We start from the raw sequence: 18711 nt of genomic DNA, 5'->3' as shown, positions 1-18711 counted from the left end.
TTGTTGAAAAACCTCCCAATTCCGCACATGTGCGGTCGGGTGCCCACACCCGACCGTTGATGCACAGCCACTTGCGCCGGGTGTGGGCACCCGGCGCCACGGAAACGGTGGCTTTTTCAACACGCCCGGAAGGTCTGTCCGGCCTCCACCTGTTCCTCTGCCGCTTATACAACGAGAATCTCTGGCTCTACGCCATCATCTGCACCCTCCTGATGGCAACCGTCGGGATTGCCATCGCCTATGTGACCGATCTGCTCCTCAGGGCGATGGGCATGGACGTCACCCGAATCGAGCACCGCGAGTAACCCGGACAGAAGGACCGTCTCGATGGACAAGAGCTTCTGGGACGTCTTCAACATCTATCTGCCGATCGCCGGGATCGAGTTCAATGTCCTGATCCTGCTGGCGATTGGGTTCTCCGTGGGAATTCTGGGCGGCTTCTTCGGCGTCGGCGGCGCCTGGGTGGTCACTCCGGCATTGAACATCTTCGGATTCAACATGGCGTTCGCCATCGGCACGGACCTGGCGCACATCTTCGGCAAGTCGATCGTCGCCACCAAGAAACACGGCAAGATGGGAAACGTCGATGTCAAGATGGGCTTGTGGTCGATTGTCGGGTCGGTCGTCGGCGTGGAGGTCGGCGCCCGCAATGTCATGTGGTTGACCGCCAAAGGCATGGCCGGACCTGTCGTGCGCTACTCCTACATGCTGCTCCTCTTCGGCCTGGCGATCTATATGTTCTATGACTACTTCACGAAGGACAAAAGGACCGCCGCCAAGGCACGGATGGCGGCAACAGGCGGCCCCCCGGTGGCGCCCAAAAAGAAGTGGAATCTCCCGCCGATCATCAGTTTCCCCGTGTCCGGAGTGAGGGTGTCCCTGTGGACCATCCTCGGCGTGTTCTTCATCACGGGATGGCTCTCCGGTTTCCTGGGAGTGGGCGGCGGTTTCATCCGCATGCCGGCTCTCATCTACCTGATTGGGTGCCCGACCGCGATCGCGGTGGGGACTGATTTATTCAGTGTCGTCTTCACCGGCGGCTATGGCTGTCTGACCTACGCCCTAAAAGGCCGCGTGGAGATCTTCGCGGCTCTTATATGTTGTGTGGGGCGGCCATCGGCGCGCAGATCGGCGTGGCGGCGATCAGGTACATTCTCGGTTATGGGATCCGTCTGTTGTTCGCCATCATGATCGTCCTCGCCGGAATCTCGGTGGCCTTGAAGCAGTTCGCGATGACCACCGCCGCCGCCTACACGGTGATGGGCGCTGCACTGGCCATGTGCGCGGTGGTGACCCTGCTCATGGTCCGCGGCCTCCGGCAGGAACGGTCGCTGAAGGCCGCTGCGCTCTAAGAGCCTCTGACGAAATGAGCGGGCGAAAGAACTCCCTCACCCGATCCGCCTGCGGCGGATCGACCTCTCCCGGAGGGAGAGGTTATCATCCCCTCTCCCTTCTGGGGAGAGGGTAGGCCTGCCCTGAGCGACTTGTCCTGAGCGGAGTCGAAGGAAGTCGAAGGGGTGTGGGGTCGCAAGAAGCGCATGACACATGCCGAAGCCCCGACGCACATTGAGCTTCTCATTCTGTTAACCGCCCTCTAAGGCCGTAAAGACCGTAACATGTGGTGGGACCGAATCTTCGGGAGTTCCCGCGCCAAGCGCCGGGACATCCTGCAGGACATCCAGCGCAAGTTCTCGGTGTTCCGGCAGCTCCTGGACCGGCACAACCAGGTTCTCAAGCTCGTCAGTCGGCTGGAGGAGAAGCATAAGGATCGCCGCCTAGACTCGATCGTCGCCCTCTGGGACGAATTCGTCGAGATCCGCGAAGGCGTAAGCGACATCATCGAGCGGATGATCGAGCTGGGGGGCAGTGACTATCTGATTCTGCGTGAACGGCTGAGCGCGATTTCGCACGAGGTCGAGGCGCTTCTGCCCCAGGCGCGGCGGATTCCTGCCGACGAGTACATCATACCCTTCGGGCGGTTGAATCGGGACCGGGCAAACTCGGTCGGCGGCAAGAACGCCAACCTGGGCGAGATCAAATCGCGGGTGAAGCTGCCGGTACCGGATGGGTTCGCCATCAGTGCCTGGGCCTATCAGCATTTCATCGATGTCAACGACTTGAGCGAGCGGATTCGCCGGCTTTTGGCGACGGTCCGAATCCGCAAGTATGAGCACCTGGAAACGGTGAGCGAGGAGATCCAAGAGCTCGTGATCGCCAAGCCGGTTCCCGCAGATCTCGCCGCCGCGATTCGGAGCGCCTTTAATGAATTATCCGCCCGCACCGGCCGCGACGGTTTCGCGTTGCGCTCCAGCGCGGTCGGGGAAGACAGCGCCTTCACGTTTGCGGGACAGTACCGCACCTACCTGAATGTACGACGGGACGATCTGCTGGAACGTTACAAGCAGATTCTCGCCAGCAAGTTCACGCCCGCGGTGATCTACTACCTGTCGAGCCATTCCCTGGCCGAGCTGGACCTGGCCATGGGCGTCGCCTGCATGGAAATGGTCGATGCCGCCTCCAGCGGCGTGGTCTACACGCACGACCCGGTCCATCCCGCCGCCGGTCACGTTCTCATCAATGCGATTTTCGGCTTGGGCATCCCGCTGGTGAACGGAACAGTGACTCCGGACGTCTTTCACGTCTCCCGTGCCGACGGCAGCGTCGTCTACGCCAGCGTGGCCAGGAAACCGACCGGGCTCCGCCTGAGCCCGGACGGCGGCGTGCAGGAGTACCCGATCGCGCCGCAGGAACAATCCACTCCTTCGCTCACAACCGAGCAACTGGGGCGGTTGGCACAATGGGGCGTCGCGCTTGAGACCCATTTTGGCGAGCCGCAGGACATCGAATGGGCGCTGGACCGCTCGGGAGAGTTGTACCTGTTGCAGACGCGTCCCCTCCGGACGCCGCCGCCCAAGACCCAGATTCAAGTGCCGTCGGACGTCGATCCGGTCGTACTGCTGCAGGGAGGCACTCCGATCTCCTCAGGGGCGGGTGTCGGGCCGGTGTACCATGTCAACTCGCCGGCCGCGCTCGGTGCGGTGCCGGACGGTGTCGTCTTGGTCGCCCCCAATCCCTCGCCCTACCTCGTGGCGGTGATGCGTCGGATCAGCGGCCTGATCACGATGGTGGGCGGGAGTGCCAGCCACCTGGCCACGATCGCGCGCGAGCTTTCCGTACCCACCATCGCCGGCATGAACGATGCCCTGCGGCTCCCGGCCGGGCGACCGGTCACCATGGACGCCACCCACGGTGTCGTCTATGACGGCGCGCATCCCGACTGGGTCGTGCAGCCGGGTCAAATCACCAGCGCCACCACGACGCCCGTAGGCGCGCCGCTCCTGGACGCGATGATCGCACCGATCGTGCACCTCGACGTGATTCACCCCAGCGACCCCCGGTTCACGGCCGAGAACTGCCGCACGTTGCACGACATCACCCGGTTCATCCATCAGAAGGCGATGGAGAGCATCTTCGCCGCCTTAAGGGGAACGAAGCACAAGAACGACATCGGGCTGCGCCTGAAGACCAAGATCCCGCTCTGGATCAATATCATCTACCTCGACCGCGACTACGATGCTGTCGCCGGCCGGCGCTGGGAGCAGGAAAGCGAGATCGCCTCGCAGCCGATGAAATCCCTGTGGGACGGTATCCTGTTGGAGGGGTGGCCGGAGAGTCAGGTCCCAGCGGATCTGAGAGGATTCCTGGCCGTCGTCGGCGCCAACATCCAGGGCGGCCATCAACCGGAATTCTCGGAAAACAGCTACGCCTTCCTCAGCCAGGAATACATGCTCCTCAACCTGCGCATGGGATACCACTTCTCCACGATCGAGGCGATCGCCGCCTCCGAGCCGGAGAAGAACTACATTCGTATGCAGTTCAAGTTGGGCGGCGCTCCCCTGGAACGCCGCATTCGCCGGGTCTGGTTGATCGCGGAGCTGTTGAAACGGATGGGATTCGAGAACTCCGGCCAGGGGGACTTCCTCGATTCATTGGTGGCATATCGGAGCCGGAGGGAAATCCTCGATCGGCTGCACCTGCTCGGACGACTCACCATCTTGACCAAGCAGCTCGACATGACCTTGTCCAGCGATGCGCGCGCCCAATGGTACCTGAATGAGATCGCCGGAAGACTCGGACTGAAGGTGGAGAATGGGAGCGATGGAGATGAAATGCGCCGGTGAGATGATGATCCCGCTGTCATCGTTTCCCTACGTACCCTACTGGTTCACGTTCCGCCAGGCGCTGGCGGAGCTGGAGAGCGTGGAAAGCCGTCGTGGGCCGGGACGCAACGTCCCCTGGGTCATGCTGGTCTTCAGCGCCCAGAACCAGTTGCTCGGCCTGGTCCAGCGCCGCGATATGCTCCAGGGACTGCGGCGGACCGGCAACAAGACCGAACAGCTCGCGGTCGTTCCGGAGGCCGCCGGGGATTTCGACCTCTATCATCTGGGGTTCAACGCCGAGCGCGCCGTGCAGGAGTTGCGCGGGCTGCTGGAAAAGCAGATCATCGAGTTCATGACCCCGATCCACGCCACCGTGGAGTCGAACACACCCGCCCTATTGGTCATGTACCTGATGATCGACCGCAACCTGACGTTCATTCCCGTCGTCGAGGGAGGGAAGATCACGGGGATCATCTATGCCGAGGATGCCATCGGTGAGATCATCGCCCGCGCCGTCCGGGAGTAACGCCTACTCGTCCAACTGCCGGATCTTCCGGAGAATCGCCAGGGGCGTGCTGAACTGGCTGTAGTCAATCAACTCGTTCATGCGCTCTTCGCGAGTCTTCAGCTTGTTCATGACTTTCTTCTTGTAGGCCTCGGTCAGAACCGCAAGCAGTCGGTCGAATTCGCAGGGTTTCTGCAAATACGAGTGGGCTCCATCCTTCGTGCATTCGACCGCCGATTCGACGGACCCATGGCCGGTCAGGATGACGACCTCCAGCCAGGGGTGCTCCTGCTTCAGGATCCGTAAGGTCTCCTCGCCGTTCATCCCCGGTATGCGCAGATCCACCAGGGCGATGTCGAACGGCTGCTTCTGCGCCTCCGCAATGGCCGCCTCGCCACGGGTGACTGCGACGACATTGAAACCGCGGGTCTCCAGACGCTTGGCAATGGCCCACAGAAACGTTTCCTCATCATCTACGATCAGGAGGTTGATCAACTTCTCATCCATGACACATCCCCTTCTGCAGAACTCCAATCTCTCCCTCCGGGAGAGGTCGCTTGAACCGGAAGTCCAAGCGGGTAAGGGAATTCTCCCACCCGGTCATCGTATCAGCCGCTCTTGGGACGGTCCGTCCAGCCGCGACGGTCCCCCCAGAGGCGACGACATGAATCTTGGGCGTCATCCTCATCCCCTTGGGAACGTCGGCATCCCCAAGATCGGCCAAACCAACACCACAAACAGCGTCAGGATCCCCATGACGACGGCGCTCGCCAAAGGACCGACCCCGAAGAACTCGCGCGGGGTGAACATCTTGCTCTGATACGCCATCACGTTGGGCGCGGCGCCGATGAGCAGCAAAAGCGGCATCCCCGCGGCCGCCAGACTGGAATACAGCACAACCTCTCCCGAAACGCCGAGATACAGGGCGACCGTCAAGGCCACCGGCAGGCAGAGCGCGATGACGGCGACATTGACCAGGAGGTTGGTCATGATCATGATCGCCAAGGACGAGACGAGCACAAAGAGAAGAGGATGATGATCCCGAAACAGCGGCAGAAGATGAAGCGCCATCCACCGCGACGCTCCGGTCTCCCACAGGCACAGCCCGAGACTCAGCGAACCGCCGAACAAGAGCATGATGCTCCAGGGCACCTTCTCCAGATCGTCGATACTGAGAATGCGCAGCAGAAAGAAGAGCAGGACGGCGGTGAGGATGATGACACTCCTGTCGATGCCCGAATCGGCGGAAGACGGCAAAAGGAGAAGAGAGAATACGGTGCCCAGGACGATGACGAGCGACGTGATCTCACGGGCGGAAACCGGACCGAGCCGTTGCGAAAGCTGACGCGCCCGTTCCCGCAGACCGGGGATCGATGGCCGCTCCGGCTTGAAGAGAATCATGACCAGAACCCACAGCGCCAGCACCATGAACAAGCCCAACGGCAACATGTAGAAGGCGAGATCTCCGAAGGTGATCGGATCGTGCCCCTCCGCAAGAGTCGCCGGCATCACTTGGGCATAGTATCGGGCCGCGATCGCCGCTCGGGCCGACCCGAGATAGGTGACCAGACTACCGCAGGCGCAGGCGTGGGCCATGCCGATGAACAGCCCCTTGCCGAAACGGGTCGGCCGCTCACTCTCCTCATAGAGCGAATACACCGCCATGAGCAGAGGAAAGGAGATCGCGGCGGCGGCCGTGTGCATCATGAAGAGCGTCAGCACGAAGACCATCAGAAAAGACCCCAGGTAAATCAGACTCGTGCGTTCGCCCATCAGTCCGACCATTCGGTAGGTCAGACGGCGCGTCAGGCCGGTCTTGGAAAACACCATCCCGAACAGGAGGGACCCGAAGATGAACCAAACGGCGGGATCGAAGAAGTCGGTAAAGGCTTTGGTCGGCGGCGCGCCCGGTCTGGCGATGGCAAACAGGGCCTGCGCAGCGACGACGGCGACGGCCGTGATGCCCACGGGAATCACCTCGAACACCCACCATGTGGCCGTCAACAGGAACAGACCGATGGCCAACCGCCCTTCGCGTGGCAACGGCACGAGATGACCAGGCGCCGCCGGATCGACGGCGTCGGGCAGACCCGGCACAAGGAGAAACAGAACAAAAAGACCAATCCCGGTACCGGCCGCGATCAGCTTCGTCGGATCGACCCGCGACAGGAATCGTCTCGTCCCGATGCGGAACGACTCCGATCGCGGCGGCGCGACTCCCCCCGTGGCATGGGCAGTCACGCTGTTCCCGTCTGCCGACGGCCGGCGGCATGCATCACGGCATGCATCAGTCGCAGTCCCCACTGTTGTCGTGTTCCGGGAGCACAATCCGGCTCAATTCACGGAACACGTCGACCGAACGGACCACACCGATGACCTCTCGGTCTTTCAACACGGGGAGGAGACTCAGATTCTTGTCCACCAGTTCGTAAATCGCCTTGATGATGTGATCATCGTGGTTGATCGTGACCTCGACCGGGAGCATGATCTCACTCACCCGGCGCATCGACCGTTCCCGGATCCCCTCGACGGCGCGATCAAAGAAGAGCTCGAGGAGATTGGCATCCATGTTGAAGTCGACGCGCGCCTGGCGATCCGACCCTGGTCGGGCCACAAGAAACTCCGGTTCCAACCCCCGCAGGATGTCGCGCCGCCGCACCTGCCCCACGATCTCCCGCGCCGCGTTGAGCACCAAAACGACGCGCGGCAACGAGCGCTCCCCTTCCACGACCAACTGGCACTTGAAGACCGCCATGGCGTCCTTCAATGTCGCGGTCTCGCGCACATGGGGGTACTCCGCCAGGGGTATCGTGATTTCCTCCACCCGCTTCGCCTCGAATCCCATCGCGCCCTCTCAGGTTTTGATCTTACTCCACGGCATGAATTTGACGCAAACCAAGGTCAACCTTGGAAGAGTATCTATGACCGCTTGTCAAAAAGACAGGTGCCGGGGGTCTTGACGAGATGGTAGCGGTGCAGGGATTCGAACCCCGGACACGCGGATTATGATTCCGCTGCTCTGACCAGCTGAGCTACACCGCCCCGAACGGGAAAATTACCCCGCACCGTCACCGGAGTCAAGGATCGGCCCACCAGGGACGGAAGGGCCTGTTGAGAAAGGCGCGTTGGAAGGACCTCCGGCTTGCATAGCCGACTTCCTGATTAGAAGCGACCACGCCAAACGACGGTGGCGCAGGCATTCTTGCCTGCGCATGATCGTGGGCAGACAGGAATGTCTGCCCCACCGACGTCTCTTTCAACAGCACCGGAAGCCCCTTCTCCTCATCGTGGCAGTGAAGCGACGCCCGATGCGAACAAGTCGCCTAGCGCGGACTGTCGCGGCCGCCCGGGCCGACGGGAATGGGTGGCCGTCGCGGAGTGCCTCGATTTCTTGGCCGCCTTGGCCGCCTTTTGACCACGGGCCGCAGGCCGCAGGACCAGCATGAAGCGCTCGTCGAGCCGCGTTCGTGCACAGCGTCCGCAGAAGAGCCGCTCGTGGCGCACACGATGGTACACGGTTCGGCAATGCGGGCAGATGTAGGTGAGGCGGGCGCGGGGATGAAGCCCCGGGTATTCGCGGCAATGCACGCTGGCGCCGATACGCTCCGCCTCGGCCCGGAAGGCCGCGTCGTGACCGGCGTGCATCAGGTGGATCATCTCGTGTTTGAGCGTGTCGTTGACGTCGCCGGGGAACTGCTCATGATAGGCGCGCGACAGCCGAATCACCCGGTGCCGCCGGTCACAGGTCCCCGCAATCCTCATCCGGTTCGACCAGCCGACCTGCGCAGCCGGCAATTCAGAGGCAAAGAAGTCGGCATTGAACACGGTGAAGCGCCGCTGCAACTCCGCCTCATCCGGCAGGGCCGCTGTGGCGCCGTCGAACAGCTCGACCTGAGTCGTCATAGAAGCCGCACAACCGCCGGTTGTGTCAACGGGCGAGACGTCACCCGCCGTCGCCGGCACAGGAGCGATCCGGGCAGCCGGAAGCGACCGTCGTGGCGAAGGGGGACAACTGACGTACGATCTGTTCCGATCGGCAACGCGGACATCTCAGGGCCGCTTCCGCGGCCGCCGAGAACACCAACTCCTCAAAGCGATGGCCGCAGCGGGCGCACTGGTAGACATAGATCGGCATGGGGTCACAGGCCTCCTGACGTCGTCGATCCCACGATGACCTCGGTGTGCATAACGTAATCTGCCCGCGACCGGTTCCCGATGGCGCGTCTATCGCGCCGCACGCCGAATGCGCACCCGCCGGATGCGCTGACCGTCCATCTGCTCGATGGTGATCGCCAGCCCGTGCTCGGCGAACGACTGTCCGACTTTCGGAACGCCGCCGACACGATCATAGATGAGGCCGCCGATCGTCTCGAATCGTTCATCGGGCAATTCGATATCGAAGGCCGCGGCGATCTGGTCCAGCGATACAACGCCATCGGCGTGCAGGCTGCCGTCGGTATCGTGCTCGATCTGACGACGGCCAAGGTCGTGTTCATCCTCGATCTCGCCGACGATTTCCTCGAGGATGTCCTCCAGTGTCACCAACCCGGCGGTGCCGCCGAACTCATCCAGGACGATCGCGATGTGGACGCGCTCGCGTTTGAACTCCTCCAGAAGATCGTCGACCCGTTTCGTCTCCGGCACCACATACGCGCGCCGCACCAACGCTCCCAGGTCTATGGTCCCGCCCAACTGGGCACAGAACAAGTCCTTCACGTAGAGAATGCCGACGATCGAATCGAGGTCGCCGTCGAAGACCGGCAGACGTGAGTGACCGAACTCGGTCGTGCGGCGCCGGACATCCTCCACGGTGGCGTGGACGTCGACGGCCACGATGTCCACCCGCGGCACCATGACTTCACGAACCTCGGTCCCTTCGAGACCGATGACACCCTCGATCATGGCACGCTCATCGGGCTCAATCACCGGCTCATCCATCCCGGCCGATTCGGCCAACGTGTCGATGGCCCGTTCGACGATTTCCTCTCGCTCCGCCGGAGGTCGCTTTCCGACGCGCGCCCGGGTGATCCACCCCGCCAGCCACAACAGGGGACGAAACACCCAGTAGATCAGAGCCAAGCCCGCCAGACGTGAACGGTCCGATGAGTCCGCCGGCTCAATCGCCCGACGCTTCGGCAGAACGTCACCCAACAAAACCCGCAGCAGCCAGACGGCCAGAAGCGCGATGATCAGTGCCGGCAAAGTCGGCCAGGCCCGCTCCTGCCACAAACGGGAGAGCGACCAGATGACGACCGCCGTGATGGCGACAAAGACCAGCGAGTTGAGCAGCTCCGCCGCCAACAGCAGTTCGCGCGGGTCCTTGCTGAAGGCATCGAGGAACCGTTGGCGCGCCGTCCTCTTTCGCTCATCGGCAGCCGGACCCGATATCGTGAACACGCGCATCGCCGCGACGCTGACGCCGTAAATGATCGCGAACAACACCGCGACGACGGCCAGACTCAGGAAGAACTCAGTCACGGCCGGCTCTTCCTCCCCGTCGCGATGGCTGTGCCGACACCCGGCGCCCACGGAGGTCGACCAGCCCGGCCGCCGCCAGGCAGCGATTCTCGGCGGCGATCATCCGTCGCCGCTGGCCGACGGTGTGATGATCGTACCCAAGCAGGTGCAGGTATCCGTGCACCGCCAGCCGGATGAGCTCCGCGGCCACCGTGCCGCCGTGCTCCGATCGCCAGCGACGGGCATGATCGTAGTTGCAGTATATTTCGCCCCACGGACCGCCGTCGATTGCCCCCATCCCGTCGGCCAACGGAAACGCCAGCACGTCGGTCGGGCGGTCACGCCGCCGGAACCGTCGGTTCAGCGCGTGCATGTGCGGATCGTCGACGACGATGACGTGCACTGCGCCGCGGTGCGCCTCACGGCGTCCGATACGATTCAGGGCGCGCACGATGTCCCTGGCGGGGAGACGTACCCGGCTCACACCGCGCCACACTTTCACACGCAGACGACCCGATTTTCGGGGAGGATCGTCGTCCGGTGACGCGGGGCTGGTCGCGGCACAAATCATGACACAACAAAGCAGATCGACGCCGACGGCGTCAAGCGCGGAACCACTCCACAAGGCGTGTTGAAAGCGCGGGTGGCCACACAGGGCCGCCCCGATGAACACGTTGCGGTTCCATCGTAGGGGCAGACCTGTGTGTCTGCCCAAGGTGGTTCTTCAACACGTCCTACACGGGCGGACGCGATGCCCTGCGCCCCCGCGCCCCCTTGGCACCGTTCGCCAAGCCGCCGTTGGGAGTCGGTACCGTATCCTCTTCCTCTTCGCGCGTGACGGCGGACGGATAGTCGATCCGCTGGTGGAAGACACCCAGGAGGGTTTTCTGAAAACTCTCTTCGATCTTGTGGATGTCGCGCAGTGTGAGGTTGCATTCTTCCAGTTGACCGGCGAGGAACTTGTCCGCGATCACCTTCTTGATGGCGCTCTGCAACCGTCCCGGTTTGGGATCGTCCAAAGTCCGCGTGACCGCCTCGGTCGAGTCGGCCAGCATCACGATGGCGGTCTCCCGCGTCTGCGGCTTCGGACCGGGGTAGCGGAACTCCTCCTCAGGCACCGGCTCATCGGGACTCTGCTGCTGCGCCTTGTGATAGAAGAACTGCATCGTCGTCGTGCCGTGATGCTGTTCGATGAAGTCGATCACCGGGTCGGGGAGGTTGTACTCCAGCGCCAGTTCCCGGCCCCCCTTGACGTGCGATTCGAGTATAAGCGCGCTCATCGTCGGCGAAAGCTTGTCGTGCTTGCTCTTGATGTGACGCATGTTTTCCACGAAGTACTCCGGCTTCTCCATCTTGCCGATGTCGTGGAAGTAGGCGCCGACCCGCGCCAGGAGTGGATTGGCGCCGATCGCCTCCGCCGCCCCCTCGGCCAGATTGCCGATCACGAGCGAGTGATGATAGGTCCCGGGCGCCTCCAGCGACAGTCGCTTCAACAGCGGATGGTTGAGGTTCGACAGTTCCAGAAGCGTCAGATCGGTCGTGAAACCGAACAGCGACTCGAACACCGGGAGCACGCCGACCGCCAGCACCGCGCCGCCGATGGCATTGACCAGCCCATACCCCGCCGCCGCCAACATCCGGTGCGATTCCGTGCCGCGCAGCGATTCCAACAACACGATCGCCAGCAGATAGACCAGCGACCCGTACAGCGCGGGACGATAGAAATCATACCGTCGACGCACCACACGAAGACTGACCGCCGATACCAGACCGGCGGAGAGCCCGACCAAGAGGACGGTGTAGTCGAATCCGGTGACGATTCCGATCAGCAACGACAGGAAGACCGTCGCGATCAGACCGGTCGTCAGATCGACCAGGACCGTGACCAGAATCGCCGCCAACGGGATGGGAATCAGATACATCGCCGGCCAACCGGCGCTGTGCGCGAAACGCGTCGGGATCAGAACGATGGTCCAGACAACAGCCAAAAGCAGGATGACGGCGGTGCGCCTCAGGTAGGCGCGCCGAAAATAGCGGAAGTAGGCCCACATGCCGGAGACACAGAATCCGGCCAGAACCGCCCGCGCGACGATGGGAATCCAGCGCAGGAGTGGATTGCCGTACTCCTGCGATTCGGCCCGCACGCGTGCCAGCGCCGCCAGACGTTCCGCATGCACCGCGGAGACCCGCTCGTCCTTCGCCACGATCCGCTCGCCGCGAAAGATGCGCACTTTGTAGGGGCGAATCTCCGCCAGACGCGCCTGCCGTCGCTGCTCCGTGGTCTCATGATCATAGGTCAAGTTCGGCGCCAGCATGGTGCCGATCACGTGCACCAGCCCGGCCCGTTCGAGCGAATCGACACCGGGCACTTCGGCCAACTCGGCATCGAGACGGCTGCGGGCCGCGTCGACATCGAGAATCTGCTCGCGTTGGAGCGGCAGATCGCCGGCGCCAGGACGGCGCACCAGCACAAAGGGACTCTCGGAGGTGGGGAGGAAATGCCGGTCCGGAAAGAGCCCGGCGGAATATTCGCGCCGGATGACATCTTGCACCGCAAAACGCAGGGCCAGCCACCCACCTCCGATGCGCGGCGCGATCAGGCCGTCCAAGTCCAGCCAGGGAAACTCCTGCTCCAGCCGCTCCAGACGCAGCTTGGCGGAGATCGGCGCCGCCGCCACACGCTCGGCCCGATCAAAGAGAAAACCGATCGTCCGCTCCACCGAGTCGGCAATCGCCAGATCGTATGCCAAGACCGGCGGCGTGGCGCGTTCCACCTGACGCGCCTCGGCGTCGAGCTCCTCCGGAGTCTTCAGCACCGGGAAATCGAAGGGCGCGATAATGTCAGCCGCGGCGATGTCGCCTTCCCGCGGGAAATCGGGCGAATAGTACAACTCCTGCCGGGGGAACAACACGATCGACAGCGCGACAATCACGAGCGCCAGAAAGACATGGAACGCGGTCTGCACCCGGCGATAGCGCCGCGATTTCGACCAACGCTCCAGCCGCGCCCGCGACTTGGCGGCCAGCGACCGTTTGACCTTCAGCAGGAGTTGGAACATATGGACTGGCTCTGGTTAGGTGGCTGAATGGCCTCGCACATTGCGATATCCTGCACCGCACATGTCATCCTGAGCGCAGCGAAGGATCTGCTGTTTCTCCTGCTGAATCCAACAGCTGCGACTACGCTCTCGCCCCGCTATTCCCCGCATCCGCCCGCTTGTCGTTCTGTTCATGCGCCTCAAACGCCCGGATGATCGCGGCGACCAGTTTGTGCCGCACGACGTCGCGCTCGGTCAACTGCACAAAGCCGATTCCTTTGATCCCGCGCAGGATCTTCTCCGCCAGAAGCAATCCCGACGACGCCGGCTTGACCAGGTCGATCTGCGTGACATCGCCGGTCACCACCGCTTTGGAACGCTCGCCGAGACGCGTGAGAAACATCTTCATCTGGCCGACCGTGGTGTTTTGCGCCTCATCGAGAATCACAAAGGCGTTGTTCAAGGTCCGTCCGCGCATGAACGCCAACGGCACAATCTCGATCGTCCCGTTTTCCATCAGCCGGTGCATCTTCTCCATCGGCATCATGTCATAGAGCGCATCGTACACCGGGCGCAAATACGGATCGACCTTGGCACGGATATCGCCGGGGAGAAATCCGAGCGACTCCCCCGCCTCGACCGCCGGACGGGCCAGGATGATCCGGCTGACCAGCTTCGCCTTCCATTCGGCGACCGCCATCGCCACCGCCAGGTAGGTCTTCCCAGTCCCGGCGGGGCCGATGCAGATCGTGATGTCGTAGTTCTCAATGGAATCGAGATACTCCTTTTGTCCCAGCGTCTTGGGGGCAATGCGCTGCCTCGAGCCATTGGTGCCACCCGCGGCCTCCAACTGCGCCGCTGGGCCCTCGCCGCCTTCCATGACCACGGTGATGGCATAATGCAGGTAACGCTCCGAAAGTTCCCCAGTCTTGTCGATATGCGCCAACAGGTCGGCAAAGAGACGCGCCACGATATCCAACTTCTCCGGCTCGCCGACCGCAATCACCTCATCACCGCGCGCCGTGAGCGACACCCCCAGCCGCGCCTCCATCAAACTCAGGTAGACGCTGTGCCGCCCAAAGAGCACCCGCGGATCGGTCCCCTCGATCGATATGATTCTCTGGCTGCGCCGGTCAGTCATTCCCGTTGCCTAACCTGTAGCCCCGGTAAACAAGGGGCTTCAGCCCCTTGCACCTCAAGGTCCGCCATGCTGCCTACACCCTATCCGAACAACCCATCGCGGACAAGGGGCTTCAGCCCCTTGCACATCAACCCTCGCGGACAGGGGGTTTCTAACCCCCTGCGCTGTCGCCTCGCGCTGTCCCTGGGATTGCCTGTGCTCAACACGTGGCTGATGGGGTCTGACTCACCTCATCGATCCCCTGATCGGGGCGCCGGAACACTCCCTGTGGAACCGAGAGTGCCCTTGGCATCGTTTCCCCTTATATCGGTCGCCCCGCAGTGGCAATGATTGCATGCCAACACGATCAACAGGCAGCCGATGTCCGGGTGGGGAGAATATACTGCCGGGCGGACATTGTCGCGGCCCAATCTTCGCCCATCCTGTTAACCCTATTTCCCCAAATGCCTTATGCCTGGCTGGCGTGGCCCTGACCTTGGTCAGGGTATACGAAGGTCGCTGCCCGTTCCCGAGAACGCTGACTCAAGTGAGTCCACATGCAACGGCGCGTGCTTGTCCCCCTGACGCGCGCGAGCGCTTGACCATGTCCACTCTCCCGGTTCCTTAACGTACCCGCGGCGGACAGGATTGTACTCGATGTATTCGACAGCGCGACGAACCGCGCCCATGTCGGTCAGATTGCGATCGAATCCGCCTCCTGCCTGCCAGAAGCGATGAACCTCGCGGTTGCCGAAGGACGCCTTCAGAAGATCGAGTTTCTTCGGAGCAGTCTCGCGCCAGAGGGTCACAACACGGCGGGTGGAGGGTTCCTTGATGCGTCGGAGAATGCTGGGAATCGAGTGTTCCGCCCGCCTCGGATGAAGCAGCAGGTGCACATGATCCGGCATGAACACGTACGCCCAGAGGTCGAATTGCTCTATCTCCCGGGCGGCGTCAAGAGTCTCGACCAGGAAGTGCCGCACAGTGTCGTTGGTGAGGAGTTGCTGATTGCGGTGACAGGAGAATGTGAGGAAATGCGCGTGGCCGGGATCGTTGTAGGCATGGCGGCGCATCGCGTTTCTCTGGTGTCCTTGGTACACCCTGACCAAGGTCAGGGCCACCGGTCAGGGCCACCGGTCCGGGCAACGAATCACACCGCCCGACACAACAGCCCCTTCAGATACTCCGACTCGGGGAATGAGACGAGGATCGGATGATCGGCGGCTTGCGAAAGGCGACGGAGGATTTGCACGCTGCGGGCGGCATCGGTTGCCGCCCAGGCGATCATTTCCTGGAAGGCGGCGACACTCACCGCGCCCGAGCAGGAGAAGGTGGCGAGGATGCCACCGGGACGCAGCAGCTTCATCGCCAAGAGATTCAGGTCCTTGTAGGCGCGCAGTGCCTTCTCCAACTGGGATCGATTGGCCGCCAGCTTGGGCGGATCGAGAATCACCATGTCGAACGACCGCCCCTGATCGCGGAACTTGCGGAGAACCTCGAAGGCATTCCCCTCGATGGTCGACACGCGGTCGACGGCGATGTCATTGAGCGCCACATTCTGCGCAAGCAGCGCCAGCGCCGGCGCCGATGAATCGACACAGGTCACCGCACGCGCCCCGGATGCCAATGCATACACCGTGAAACCACCTGTGTACGCGAAACAATCGAGGACTTCGCGATCACGGGCATGCGTTGCGACGAGCGCGCGGTTGGCCCGCTGATCGAGATAGAATCCGGTCTTCTGCCCTTCATTCAGATCGACGACGAAGCGATGCCCGTTCTCGACGATCTCCACAGTCGGCGGCACGGAACCCGACACAACGCCGCGCGCCTCAGCCAATCCCTCCAATTCACGTGCCGAGCCCTCACTGCGTTCGATGATCCCTCCCGGATGCAGTTGCGCGTTCAGCTCGTCGACGAGAACCGCTTTCACCGCATCGATCCCGGCGGCCTGCGATTGGATCACGAGGCAGTCGCCATACTTGTCGACGATCAATGCGGGTAGGCCATCGGCCTCGGCATGGACCAAACGGAAGGCGTTGGTCTGTGGATCGGCGAAGAGATCGCGCCGGGCGGCGATCGCATCCCTCAGTCTCCCACGCCACCATGACTCATCGACCGAAACCGCCTCATTCCATTCCAGAAGACGGATCGCAATCTGGGAACGGGGATTGTAATATCCGTGGGCAAGGAACGCCCCATCGGCTGTCATGACCCGGACAATTTCCCCCGAGCCTGGCCTGACATCGCCGTCGATCCGCGCAATGGCACCGGAAAAGACCCAGGGGTGCCGATGGCGTGCGGCCTTGTCTTTGCCGGGTTTGAGGATGATGCGCGGTAGCATAGGGCCATGGTGGGCAGAGCCCACCCTACAAGGGACAACTTCGACAATATCGTAGGGTGGGCTCCGCCCACCAAGTCACTCCACATTGAAATCAAGCATCGAATAGAACCAATTCCCCGCGGTCTCGCCGCCCTTCACGCTTGAGCGCCTCGGTCGGCACCACATGCGCGTAACCGGCCGACAAGGCGACGCTCTTCATCAGCGGAAATGTTGCTCCGATGTCGATTTCCATCCCCAACGCCTTGTCGCGTTTCTCATCCGGCTGCGCAAACCAGAAATAGTGCAGATCGCATTGCCCGGACACCGGGCCGATGTTTCTGATGGTTATCTTGAGTGCCAAATCCTGGAGGCCGCGTTGCCTGGTGTCGTTCGGGATGTCCTCAAAATAGTCGGCCCAGCCGTAGAACTCGTGATTGGACGGATACGGTGCATCGAATGCTCTGTAGGCAGAGGAGTCAGAACGGTTGCCCGAGAGATAGTCGTACCACAGCCCGAGCTTGACTGCGCCCAAGTCGTAAGTGACAGATGAGGCAACCATGAAGGCGTTGACATCGAGGGTATCGGCGATCGAAGGACCCGGGTAGTACCATGTGCTCCTTTTCAGGCGCCCCAGTTGCCAATGAGCTTCTAGCCGGAGCCCGAATCTCTCAAGCGCAGATTCAAAACGCGGACCGAAAGAGAACCGCGACGTGTATCCCAACATGTCCCGCATTTCCCAATCGTGGTCGTACAGGAGGAAGAAGCTCTCTTTCCATCTTCTTGTCTGATGTGAAATCCACCACATCGCCAGACTCTTGTAGTCCCAATTGCCGTTCTCAATGTAGATGCTGTAATCTGATGTCAACGGCTGGCCCGACTCATTGTGCGCCCACGCGGTCTGACCCGTCCAATGTCCCCTCTGCCATTGCAGACATATGGCATCATGAGCCCTGGCCTGCTGCAGCCAATCCGAGCTACCCATGATGCGCTCTTCCTCGCACGTGAGCTCCTGCCTACCGCACCGGAGAGACCAGTGTCTCCATCTCAACTCAATGAAAGCGCGGTACGTATCCAAGAGGGCTACTGACGAGCGAGTTCCCCACGCTTGACTCCCTTCATCTCCCCACGTGCGGGCATCCTGGAACTGAACAAATGCGGTCACTTGGGGATTGACTATGCAACGGATCCCAAGCCGGGTGCGTTGCGAAAGAAGGAGCACTGGGCCCTCATCCCTCATCAGCGGCCGTCGATAGCCATCGCGAATCTCCAGCCGCGGACGGACTTGGGCACTGAACTCCCAACGTATGTCCTCGGCCGGAACGGGTCTGGCAATTCCGAAGATGGTCGCCGCGAGGGCAATTGCAGCGAGAAGATCGTATGGCCGACGCACAGGCATTCCTCTTGCTGGGCATGGTAGACCAAGCGTCCGTCCAATCTGTGCTTGTGAAACACGAGAGGCAAGGAGTTTGCTGCGCCGGCATGGTCATGAACACACCGCATCACCCCGGTTGACAAGGGGGCGACGGCGTCCAATCTTGGCATCGGATACGACAGCCGGGCGGACATCCGGCGTGTTCACGGAGGGGTAGACCTAACTGGTAAGGCAGCGGTCTTGAAAACCGCCGGGCCAAAAGCCCATCGGGGTTCGAGTCCCCGCCCCTCCGCTGATCCGCCGCCAGGAACCGATGTGCCACAGGTCTTCAGACCTGTGTTACCTGTTGCCAACGAGATTCACGGGTCTGAAGACCCGTGGCACACCCGCCCACCCCTTTGTTCGGCACGCACAGCCACGGGAGCGACTCGCCCCGCCGCCGAACCGAGCTTGCGACCGTCAATCGCCCTCACGCCGTCTGACGGCGCGCAAAGACCGTCTTCCTGAGGATGTCCTCCATCAGGCACCACTTCGTGAACGCCGACTGCAGGAGATTGGCGCCGACGAAGGCGGTGAACAGAAACCAGTACGGGCTGACAAACCAGCCCAGCGCCACGCTGGCGAGAACGAATGTCCCGGCGATGGCGCGAATGGTGTGTTCCAGTGACATGATGCGTTTCCTCCTTGTGTCTGAATCCATCTACAAGTCAAGAAACGGTGGGCGGAGCCCACCCTA

The 18711-nt window shown here is 62.1% G+C and carries 18 protein-coding genes and 2 tRNA genes; 6 read left to right on the top strand and 14 right to left on the bottom strand.

Annotated features, from left to right (window positions below):
• From AB1792_00490 to AB1792_00470, 5 genes are all read left to right on the top strand, one after another.
• A partial coding sequence (locus tag AB1792_00490) for a hypothetical protein (GenBank protein MEW5700698.1) occupies positions 1 to 305 on the top strand: 305 nt, incomplete at its 5' end.
• Between the two features lie 22 nt (positions 306 to 327).
• The gene (locus tag AB1792_00485; protein ID MEW5700697.1) at positions 328 to 1191 is read left to right on the top strand and encodes a sulfite exporter TauE/SafE family protein; all 864 of its coding nucleotides are present in this window, start codon (positions 328 to 330) and stop codon (positions 1189 to 1191) included.
• Entirely contained in the window at positions 1176 to 1352 is a 177-nt protein-coding gene (locus AB1792_00480) for a hypothetical protein (GenBank protein MEW5700696.1), read from the top strand. Before AB1792_00485 ends, AB1792_00480 begins: the two co-directional genes overlap by 16 nt.
• Before the next feature lie 264 nt (positions 1353 to 1616).
• On the top strand, positions 1617 to 4181 hold the full coding sequence (locus AB1792_00475; GenBank protein ID MEW5700695.1) for a PEP/pyruvate-binding domain-containing protein: 2565 nt from the start codon (positions 1617 to 1619) through the stop codon (positions 4179 to 4181).
• Positions 4159 to 4686 carry a CBS domain-containing protein gene (locus tag AB1792_00470; GenBank protein MEW5700694.1) on the top strand — a complete coding sequence of 176 codons (528 nt, stop codon included), beginning with the start codon at positions 4159 to 4161 and terminating at the stop codon, positions 4684 to 4686. Before AB1792_00475 ends, AB1792_00470 begins: the two co-directional genes overlap by 23 nt.
• A gap of 3 nt (positions 4687 to 4689) precedes the next feature.
• Here the strand turns inward: AB1792_00470 and AB1792_00465 are convergent, their stop codons facing one another.
• From AB1792_00465 to AB1792_00405, 13 genes are all read right to left on the bottom strand, one after another.
• Positions 4690 to 5172, bottom strand: a complete 483-nt coding sequence (locus tag AB1792_00465) for a response regulator (GenBank protein ID MEW5700693.1) — start codon at positions 5170 to 5172, stop codon at positions 4690 to 4692.
• A gap of 177 nt (positions 5173 to 5349) precedes the next feature.
• Positions 5350 to 6906, bottom strand: coding sequence for an SLC13 family permease (locus tag AB1792_00460; GenBank protein MEW5700692.1), 1557 nt, complete (start codon positions 6904 to 6906; stop codon positions 5350 to 5352).
• Between the two features lie 46 nt (positions 6907 to 6952).
• Positions 6953 to 7510, bottom strand: a complete 558-nt coding sequence (locus tag AB1792_00455) for a CBS domain-containing protein (GenBank protein ID MEW5700691.1) — start codon at positions 7508 to 7510, stop codon at positions 6953 to 6955.
• Between the two features lie 120 nt (positions 7511 to 7630).
• Positions 7631 to 7707, bottom strand: a tRNA-Met gene (locus AB1792_00450).
• Between the two features lie 240 nt (positions 7708 to 7947).
• Positions 7948 to 8568, bottom strand: a complete 621-nt coding sequence (locus AB1792_00445) for a SprT-like domain-containing protein (protein ID MEW5700690.1) — start codon at positions 8566 to 8568, stop codon at positions 7948 to 7950.
• A 40-nt stretch (positions 8569 to 8608) separates the two neighbouring features.
• Entirely contained in the window at positions 8609 to 8800 is a 192-nt protein-coding gene (locus AB1792_00440; GenBank protein ID MEW5700689.1) for a zinc ribbon domain-containing protein, read from the bottom strand.
• A gap of 89 nt (positions 8801 to 8889) precedes the next feature.
• Entirely contained in the window at positions 8890 to 10143 is a 1254-nt protein-coding gene (locus AB1792_00435) for a hemolysin family protein (protein ID MEW5700688.1), read from the bottom strand.
• A complete protein-coding gene (ybeY, locus tag AB1792_00430; GenBank protein MEW5700687.1) occupies positions 10136 to 10606 on the bottom strand; it encodes an rRNA maturation RNase YbeY in 471 nt (156 codons plus the stop codon). Before ybeY ends, AB1792_00435 begins: the two co-directional genes overlap by 8 nt.
• A gap of 250 nt (positions 10607 to 10856) precedes the next feature.
• Positions 10857 to 13181: an HDIG domain-containing metalloprotein gene (locus AB1792_00425; GenBank protein MEW5700686.1), complete on the bottom strand. Its 2325-nt coding sequence runs from the start codon at positions 13179 to 13181 to the stop codon at positions 10857 to 10859.
• 121 nt (positions 13182 to 13302) lie between these two features.
• Positions 13303 to 14301 carry a PhoH family protein gene (locus AB1792_00420; protein ID MEW5700685.1) on the bottom strand — a complete coding sequence of 333 codons (999 nt, stop codon included), beginning with the start codon at positions 14299 to 14301 and terminating at the stop codon, positions 13303 to 13305.
• A gap of 479 nt (positions 14302 to 14780) precedes the next feature.
• Positions 14781 to 15353, bottom strand: coding sequence for a transposase (locus AB1792_00415; GenBank protein MEW5700684.1), 573 nt, complete (start codon positions 15351 to 15353; stop codon positions 14781 to 14783).
• A gap of 77 nt (positions 15354 to 15430) precedes the next feature.
• The gene (locus AB1792_00410) at positions 15431 to 16624 is read right to left on the bottom strand and encodes a class I SAM-dependent rRNA methyltransferase (protein MEW5700683.1); all 1194 of its coding nucleotides are present in this window, start codon (positions 16622 to 16624) and stop codon (positions 15431 to 15433) included.
• Positions 16625 to 16715: 91 nt separating this feature from the next.
• Positions 16716 to 17999, bottom strand: coding sequence for an alginate export family protein (locus tag AB1792_00405; GenBank protein MEW5700682.1), 1284 nt, complete (start codon positions 17997 to 17999; stop codon positions 16716 to 16718).
• A gap of 183 nt (positions 18000 to 18182) precedes the next feature.
• On the opposite strand from AB1792_00405, the gene AB1792_00400 reads away from it, so the two are divergent.
• A tRNA-Ser gene (locus AB1792_00400) sits at positions 18183 to 18267 on the top strand.
• A 177-nt stretch (positions 18268 to 18444) separates the two neighbouring features.
• Here the strand turns inward: AB1792_00400 and AB1792_00395 are convergent.
• Positions 18445 to 18645: a DUF2892 domain-containing protein gene (locus AB1792_00395; GenBank protein MEW5700681.1), complete on the bottom strand. Its 201-nt coding sequence runs from the start codon at positions 18643 to 18645 to the stop codon at positions 18445 to 18447.
• Positions 18646 to 18711: the final 66 nt, after the last annotated feature.

This window comes from Candidatus Zixiibacteriota bacterium, assembly GCA_040752595.1.
Lineage (GTDB): Bacteria > Zixibacteria > MSB-5A5 > WJJR01 > WJJR01 > JACQFV01.
This window is presented reverse-complemented; position numbering and strand designations above follow the sequence as displayed.

Coding starts and splice junctions, on each gene's coding strand:
- AB1792_00420 (MEW5700685.1), bottom strand. CDS start 14,301: ATGACTGACCGGCGCAGCCAGAGAATCATATCGATCGAGGGGACCGAT.
- AB1792_00415 (MEW5700684.1), bottom strand. CDS start 15,353: ATGCGCCGCCATGCCTACAACGATCCCGGCCACGCGCATTTCCTCACA.
- AB1792_00440 (MEW5700689.1), bottom strand. CDS start 8,800: ATGCCGATCTATGTCTACCAGTGCGCCCGCTGCGGCCATCGCTTTGAG.
- AB1792_00475 (MEW5700695.1), top strand. CDS start 1,617: ATGTGGTGGGACCGAATCTTCGGGAGTTCCCGCGCCAAGCGCCGGGAC.
- AB1792_00465 (MEW5700693.1), bottom strand. CDS start 5,172: ATGGATGAGAAGTTGATCAACCTCCTGATCGTAGATGATGAGGAAACG.
- AB1792_00405 (MEW5700682.1), bottom strand. CDS start 17,999: ATGCCTGTGCGTCGGCCATACGATCTTCTCGCTGCAATTGCCCTCGCG.
- AB1792_00445 (MEW5700690.1), bottom strand. CDS start 8,568: ATGACGACTCAGGTCGAGCTGTTCGACGGCGCCACAGCGGCCCTGCCG.
- AB1792_00410 (MEW5700683.1), bottom strand. CDS start 16,624: ATGCTACCGCGCATCATCCTCAAACCCGGCAAAGACAAGGCCGCACGC.
- AB1792_00485 (MEW5700697.1), top strand. CDS start 328: ATGGACAAGAGCTTCTGGGACGTCTTCAACATCTATCTGCCGATCGCC.
- AB1792_00425 (MEW5700686.1), bottom strand. CDS start 13,181: ATGTTCCAACTCCTGCTGAAGGTCAAACGGTCGCTGGCCGCCAAGTCG.
- AB1792_00470 (MEW5700694.1), top strand. CDS start 4,159: ATGGAGATGAAATGCGCCGGTGAGATGATGATCCCGCTGTCATCGTTT.
- AB1792_00395 (MEW5700681.1), bottom strand. CDS start 18,645: ATGTCACTGGAACACACCATTCGCGCCATCGCCGGGACATTCGTTCTC.
- AB1792_00455 (MEW5700691.1), bottom strand. CDS start 7,510: ATGGGATTCGAGGCGAAGCGGGTGGAGGAAATCACGATACCCCTGGCG.